This is a genomic window from Armatimonas sp., assembly GCF_031410135.1.
In the GTDB taxonomy this organism is placed as follows: domain Bacteria; phylum Armatimonadota; class Armatimonadia; order Armatimonadales; family Armatimonadaceae; genus Armatimonas.
The window spans coordinates 1-7,042 of record NZ_JANNYP010000579.1 but is presented as its reverse complement, the minus strand read 5'-3'; the positions used below and the strand labels follow the sequence as shown (position 1 = coordinate 7,042).

Below are 7,042 nucleotides of genomic sequence, written 5' to 3'. Positions count from 1 at the left end.
GGAGCCAGTACTCGACTCTCTTGAGCCCTGACAGGCCTGAGATCACTGTCCCTCGGAGCACGATTGGGTTGTTACTGCCGAGCCGCTCCGGGACACGATCCACGTAGGCTGCCGTCTTGAGGTGCGACTCCGGGTCGTTGTTGGCGTCGGCATAGGTGTCGTTGGCGCGGTGGTCATTGGTGAGAACGAGGCGCTGTAGCCACTTAATGGACTTGAAGCCGTGCGCCCAGGGGATAATCATACGGACAGGGCCGCCCCGCTCCAGCGGGATCAGGCTCCCGTTCAGGCGGTAGGCCAGAAAAGGGGACAGCTCCCACGGGGGTGTCTCCAGCACCTGGGTGAGGCTCAGTGACGACTGGAAAATCTGCTTGGGATCGTCGTTGTGAAAGCCCGAGTAGTGCACCCGTCGCACGTTGCTGTAGGCTCCGACCAACCGGAGAACTTCGCAGAGTGGGACGCCTTCCCACAGCCCTTGCCCCAGTGGCTGTGCAATATTCAGACACTGGAGCGCTTTGATAAACTTAACGCCGTGTGTCTTTCCCAGCTCCATCAGGGCGGGGAAGTCGAGGGTAGCGGGCTGTGCAATCTTCGCCCCGCCCTCTGCAACGATCTCCAGCCGCCAGGTCTCTGGAGTCAGGCGTGCCTGGATCAGCGCATCGCCGCGCAGGGTGTGGGGAACCGGGTTGCCACGCGCCACATTACCGAATTTGTCGGCGGGAGTCAGTACGCTACGTGCTGGCTCCTGAGCTGCCACCGCGCTTTTCGTCGGGGGGATAGCCACAATCCCCCCGATTCCGATTCCTAGCTTCAGTAGCTCGCGCCGAGAGTGTGGTTGTGCCATGGCCATGGGCGCATTGTGACGTAGAAGAAGCCAGAGGGCAAGTCTAACCCACTCCCTGACCGCTCTAGGTTGGACATGTGAAAGCCCGGCGTCCGGCTGAAGTCCTTGCCCGGCAACATCGCCACGGATGTCCCACTCTCCCATCAAACCGGAAACCTATGATACAGGAATGAAGGGCTTGCCCAAACGCATGCTAAACTAGATGATGCAACAAGCCAAGCAAATGAAGCCTACGGGCTTTCTCGGCCTAACCTACGAACCTGGAGGCGGTCAGCGCTTGACGGAGGGCAAGACGGACTACAACTTTGCGCTACGCCCAGCAGGCAAGCTTCGGACGGTCATGCTTTTTGCTAAGTTTCCCGACACAACCCGCGAAGAGACCACGCAGGAGCTCTACAAGCGCCTCGCTCCCAAGGGCATCGCGTACATGAGTCGTGCTTCGTATGGTAAGGTGAAGCTGACCATTGATCCCGTTCATCGCTGGGTTCCCATGGAGCATCCTTCCACCGAGGAGAGCTACAACCAGCGCACTTTTGAGGGGCATCGTGGCTACATTCAAGAGATAGCGCAGAAGGTTGCCTCAAGCGTGGACTTCCGTAAGTATGACATCGTCTACATCGTCGGTAGCTACGCACCGGGCTGCCCTATCTCCCCGACCTTTGGAGCGTCACCAGAAGATGCCCCCAAGATCAACGGGGCCTTGATCCGCCATGCTGTCACTTTTGGAAATGACACGCGCAGGTCGAGCTGGGGCTGGCAGACCCTGGCGCACGAGACGGGCCATATCTTTGGCCTGCCTGATCTCTATAGTTTCGATAAACCGACTGGTCGCTATAAAGACAGTCTTAGGCATGTCGGGGCGTGGGACTTGATGTCCTATCAGGCCGTTGGGCACGAGTACTTTGCCTGGCACAAGCGCAAGCTAGAGTGGCTCCGCGACGATGACTTCTGGATCGCGACGCGGGGCAAATCAACGGTGACCGTCGCGCCGATCTATGCCAAGCGCGGTATTCGTGCAATTGTCGCCCCGATTAGCCCGAGCGAAGCCTACGTGGTGGAGGTGCGCAACCGGGATGCCAATCCCCAGGGGGAGTGCGGCGTGCTGGTGTACCGTGTTGATCTAAAGCGCCCTGCCGGTCGTGGACCAATCGAGGTACTGCCCGCTGCGCTCGACTCGGGGGATAAAGAGCTGGAGAAAAGCCACATCACCCTCTACCATGCGCTCTACCACTCCGGCACCGTGATCAGCGACCCCTCTGTAAAGCTGCGCATCGAGATTCTCGGGCGCGAGGGCAAGGAGTTCCAGTTTCGCGTGTCGCGCTAGCACAGACGTGGAATCTTAAGGAACCAACAGCGATTCTCTCCAATAGAGATATAATTCTCAGTATGTCTGTACTATCCGCTAAGCGACCATGGCGCTATTTATGGCTACTCCTATGTGCCATTATCGCTATAGGGAGTTGGGTAACACGACAGGCGAAATTGCAACAACATCAGGCACAACTTGATGCTCAGATACTTACTGTGGCTGAAAATGGAACGGTTCCTCAAGCCCAAAAGTTACTCGCCCAAGGTGCTCAAGCTGATGCACGTAGACGATCTAATGCGGTGACTCTGTGGGAGCCGCTCTTGAATATCAGGACTCGTTTGGAATATCGAGATTATCCGTTTCAGATAGGCTATACACCTCTCATGCTTGCGTCAATTCGCGGAGATCGTGCGATGGTGATTTTTCTTTTGGGCCAGGGAGCAAACCCACGTGCCTCAGAGTGTATTGATGGTAAAGGAGCTACTCCTGTCAGCCTGGCAAAAGATTACGGGCATCCTGACATTGTTTCTCTACTCAAACAGGCAGGTTCAGGTGAGCCTCCTATGCCACAGGAAACTCATGTTTTTCGGGAGTAGCCGAACGTCCTGCCGGGCGATACACCGTCCGGCAGGACGTTCGGCGCGAAGCGCCTTTAGCGAGGAATTTTCAACTCCTCGCATTTTTTCGTGTGTCGCGCTAGCACGGCTTGACAGTTCTAGGGTGCAGTGTTAAAATTTGGCCACCTGGCCAAAAAATAATTCACACGGGCAGGAAGGTCTCCTACGATGAAGTTCCCCCTCCGTCTTTTAATGGTTTGTAGCACTCTGGCGCTGATTGCCTCCGCGATCTGGCCCGCGAGCCGTGCGGCGCAGGATGAGAAGAGTGTCGGGCACCCGGCGTTTATGAGCCCGCAAGCCTCGCCGATTGCGGTAAGTGGCGGTCGGGTCTTTGTGGCTAATACGCCGTCGGGGACGCTGGACGTGATTGATGCCACGAGTCGGAAGATCGTGAAGCGCGTTGCCGTCGGGGTGGAGCCGGTCAGTGTGGCGGTTCGCCCCGATGGCAAAGAGGTCTGGGTGGCTAACCATCTCTCGGACTCGGTGAGCGTGGTGGACACTGATACCACGAGCGCGACGTACTTGCAGGTGCTCGCGACGATTCAGGACATTGACCCGGCGACCAAAGCGACGCGCTTTGACGAGCCGGTGGGAATCGCCTTTGCCAGTAACGAGAAAGCCTATGTCGCGCTCTCGTCGGCGAACCAGATCGCGGTGATTGATGTCAAAATGCGCCAGCTCACCAAGCGCCTGACGATCACGGCGCAGGACCCACGCGCACTTGTGGTCAAGGGCGACAAGCTCTATGTCCTCCCGTTCGAGTCCGGCAATCAGACCCAGCTCTCGGGTGGCGTCAAGCCCTTTGACAACAAGCTCGTGACCTTCGATGCCTACGCGCACTCTATCTTTAACAACAATGTTCTCTCCGTGGGCCATGTAGTGGATATTGTCAAGCATCCCAAAGTGCCGGACCGCGATCTGTATATCTTCGACACCAAGACCGACACGCTGGTCGAGACGGTGAGCACGCTGGGGACGCTGCTCTACGGCATGACCGTGGACTCCAAGGGCCGCGTCTTTATTGCTCAGACCGATGCCCGCAACGATGCCAATGGGCGCTCGGGGACGAAAAAACACGGCCTGAAAGAGCTGGAGAACCGCCCGTTTCTCAACCGCATTACGTGCGTCGCGCCCTCCGGCACTTCGAGCACTCCCGCGTTCTTTGAGCTAGAGCCCGCACTCCCCCATCAGCCCACGCCCGACCAGGCACTCGCCACGCCTTTCGCCGTCCAAGTCAGCGACGACGATTCCACGCTCATCGCGTCGGCGGCGGGCTCCGACAAGCTCTTTACCGTGGATGCCAAGACTGGTGCAGTTCTGGGGCGAGCGGATGTAGGGGCCGTGCCGCAGGGGATCGCGCTGGAGCCGGGCAAGCTCTCCCGCGCCTGGGTGCTCAACGCCGCTGCCAACACGGTCTCGGTCGTGGATGTTGCCAACCCCGCCGCGCCCAAGCCTCTCACCACGATCCCACTCGATGACCCGACACACCCCGCCGTGAAGCGTGGCCGGATCGCGTTTACCACGGCCAAAGCGTCGTCAAACGGGACGTTCTCTTGTGCAAGCTGCCACCCCGACGGCCACACGGACCAGCTTCTCTGGGTGCTCGACACGCCGATTGTGACCGGCGGCAACCAGATCATGCCCCGCTCGACCATGCCCGTCCGTGGCCTGCGCGACACCGCGCCGTTTCACTGGGACGGCATCCCCGGCGACCCGTACGGTGGCAACAACTCCGCCCATGTCTTTGAGAGTATCGCGCCCAACAGCCGCACCGACGACCCGCTGAGCAGCCCACGCCAGCTCATTGACAGCGGCCTCGCCTCGACCATGAAGCTCGTAGGCGATAATACCAAGAACGACGAAGGCAAGCTCGGGCGGCTCACCAAAGCCGAGCGCGACGACATGGCGGAGTTCTTACTCAGCATTCCCTATCCCCCCGCCCCAGAGCGCGCCTACACCAACACCCTCTCTAAAACCGCCCAGCGTGGCTTTGCCCTCTTCCATGTCGAGGGTGACAACGATCCAGGTAAGTCCAAGCCCAACGTCTGCGGCGACTGTCACCGAATGCCGTTTTTAGTGAGCACCAACACGCCGGGCACGGGCATGGACGCCCCAACGTGGCGTGGTGCCTACGACCGCTGGCTGATCTTGCCCCAAGGCCGCCTGAACCTCATCGGCTTCGATTTTTACAAAGCCATCGCGGAGCAGGGAGCGCCCGAGCGTGAGATCTGGCGCATGTCGTGGGGAGGCCGTTCCCGCTTCGACCCGATCTGGAACATGGTGATCGAAGGGAGCACGGGCTTCTCCGGTGCGTTTGCCCGCCAAGTGACGCTGAGCCAGGCCACGGCAAAGCTCCCCGAGACCGCTACGCTCCTAGAGGCGCTGGAGCAGTCGGCGCGGGAGGGAGGCACGGTGCTCCAAGGCGAGGGGATGCTCCAAAAGAAACCCGTCACGCTCCGCTTCGATGGGAAGTCCTACTCAGGCATGACCCGCGCCGAGCTGATCACATCTGCCGCCGAGGGGCGCTTTATCGGCACCCTCACCGCCCAGCTTGGCCCCAACGTGGACTTCGATCATCCGCAGCCCGCCCTCTGGACCTACGGCCCGATCCAGAACCAGCGCGGCCATGAGGTCTTCCCACTTCTCTACCCCGGCAGCCTCCCCATGAAGCTCAGCGGTCGGCATGTAAAAAGCAACGCAAATATCATTGTGGATGGGCGGCGTCTTGTGGGTACCATAAAAATAGAGGGCGAGACGGTCACCGTGGCGCTGGCAAAGCTCCCGCCAATAGGCATGCATTTTCTCCAGCTCCAGAACCCCGGCGGGCTCTTCAGCAACGACTTTATCTTCCATGTCGCAGGCGATGCAAAAGGCGCAAAGGACCTTCTGATCGAGGCCATGGTCTACGGCGACACGGAGCTTGCCAAGAACCTGCTCGCACACGGCGCAGACCCGAACACAACCAACGACGATGGCAATACGCCGCTGCATATCGCCGCGTTCTTCTGCCGCGCTGAGCTGGTCGAGCTGCTCCTGAAAAACGGGGCCGATCTTAACCGCAAGAACCCACGCGGCGAGACGGCAGCGGCGATTGTCTCAGGTGCCTGGAACAAGGGCCTCGCCGACTTCTACGCAGGGGTTGGTGCCTCGACGGGTCTCACACTCAATCCGACGTTTCTGGAACAAGAGCGCCCGAAGCTCGCACGGCGGCTCCGAGAGTGAAGAGGCGTGTCTTAGTGATCGGGGCAGGGCTCTCCGGGCTGGCAGCAGCACGAGAGCTCCAGGCAAAGGGCCACGAGGTCGTGGTGCTGGAGGGGCGCGAGCGCATCGGGGGGCGCATCTGGACCAGTACCCAGTGGCCCGACCTGCCGCTGGACTTGGGCGCATCGTGGATTCACGGGGTGAAGGGCAACCCCCTCACCACACTCGCGGATAGCCTCTCTGCCCGTCGTGTGCAGACCCACTACGACCGCAACCTCACCTATAACAGCGACGGGAAGCCTCTCACGAAGAAAGAGGAGACGCGTCTTGAGGCGCTCCGAAAACAGCTTCGCAAAGCGATAGGCAAGGCGCAAGACGAAGAGAACGATCGCTCCCTTCGCCAAGTCGCCGATCAGGTACTAAAGAAAGAGACAGAGGGCTCCCCAGTAACCCCTCGTCTCTTGAACTTCCTCCTCAGCTCCGAGTTTGAGCAGGAGTACGCGGGAAGCGCCAACGAGCTCTCGGCCCACTGGCACGACAGTGCGAAAGCTTTCCCAGGTGACGATGCTCTTTTTACCGAGGGCTACCACACGCTCACCAAGCACCTTGCCCAAGGGCTGACGATCCGGCTAGGCCACGTGGTGCAGGAGATTGACTGGAGCCAGTCGCCAGTACGCGTGGTCACCAGCCAGGGTGAGCTTACGGCAGACCAGGTACTGGTGACTCTGCCCCTGGGAGCCTTAAAAGCGGGGCGGGTGCGCTTCGCCCCCGCGCTCCCCAAAGCCAAGCTGCAAGCGATAGCGGGTCTGGGGATGGGCGTGCTCAACAAGTGCTACCTGCGCTTCTCAAAAGTATTCTGGCCCGACGATGTGGACTGGCTGGAGTACATCGCGCCCAAACCGGGCGAGTGGACCGAGTGGGTGAGCTTCCAACGAACACTAAAACAACCCGTTCTCCTGGGGTTTAATGCCGCCACGCAAGGCAAGGCCATGGAGTCGTGGACGGACTCTCAGATCGTCGCCAGTGCCATGGCCACGCTACAGACGATCTATGGCAAGGGCATCCCCGAGCCCG

The 7,042-nt window shown here is 60.0% G+C and carries 5 protein-coding genes; 4 read left to right on the top strand and 1 reads right to left on the bottom strand.

Annotation, left to right across the window (positions count from 1 at the left end; genetic code table 11):
• Positions 1 to 841: molybdopterin-dependent oxidoreductase (locus RMO15_RS21370; RefSeq protein WP_309716851.1), on the bottom strand; the 841-nt coding region annotated here is incomplete at its 3' end.
• A 202-nt stretch (positions 842 to 1,043) separates the two neighbouring features.
• Between RMO15_RS21370 and RMO15_RS21365 the strand changes: the two genes are divergently transcribed.
• The 4 genes from RMO15_RS21365 to RMO15_RS21350 form a co-directional block, all read left to right on the top strand.
• Positions 1,044 to 2,165: a hypothetical protein gene (locus RMO15_RS21365; protein WP_309716848.1), complete on the top strand. Its 1,122-nt coding sequence runs from the start codon at positions 1,044 to 1,046 to the stop codon at positions 2,163 to 2,165.
• Between the two features lie 62 nt (positions 2,166 to 2,227).
• Positions 2,228 to 2,746: an ankyrin repeat domain-containing protein gene (locus RMO15_RS21360; RefSeq protein ID WP_309716844.1), complete on the top strand. Its 519-nt coding sequence runs from the start codon at positions 2,228 to 2,230 to the stop codon at positions 2,744 to 2,746.
• A gap of 189 nt (positions 2,747 to 2,935) precedes the next feature.
• Positions 2,936 to 5,989, top strand: coding sequence for an ankyrin repeat domain-containing protein (locus RMO15_RS21355; protein WP_309716841.1), 3,054 nt, complete (start codon positions 2,936 to 2,938; stop codon positions 5,987 to 5,989).
• Positions 5,986 to 7,042: FAD-dependent oxidoreductase (locus RMO15_RS21350; protein ID WP_309716838.1), on the top strand; the 1,057-nt coding region annotated here is incomplete at its 3' end. The genes RMO15_RS21355 and RMO15_RS21350, both read left to right, overlap by 4 nt.

Excerpts from the sequence above, each read along its gene's own strand:
- RMO15_RS21360 (WP_309716844.1), top strand. The coding sequence starts at position 2,228 with ATGTCTGTACTATCCGCTAAGCGACCATGGCGCTATTTATGGCTACTC.
- RMO15_RS21365 (WP_309716848.1), top strand. The coding sequence starts at position 1,044 with ATGATGCAACAAGCCAAGCAAATGAAGCCTACGGGCTTTCTCGGCCTA.
- RMO15_RS21355 (WP_309716841.1), top strand. The coding sequence starts at position 2,936 with ATGAAGTTCCCCCTCCGTCTTTTAATGGTTTGTAGCACTCTGGCGCTG.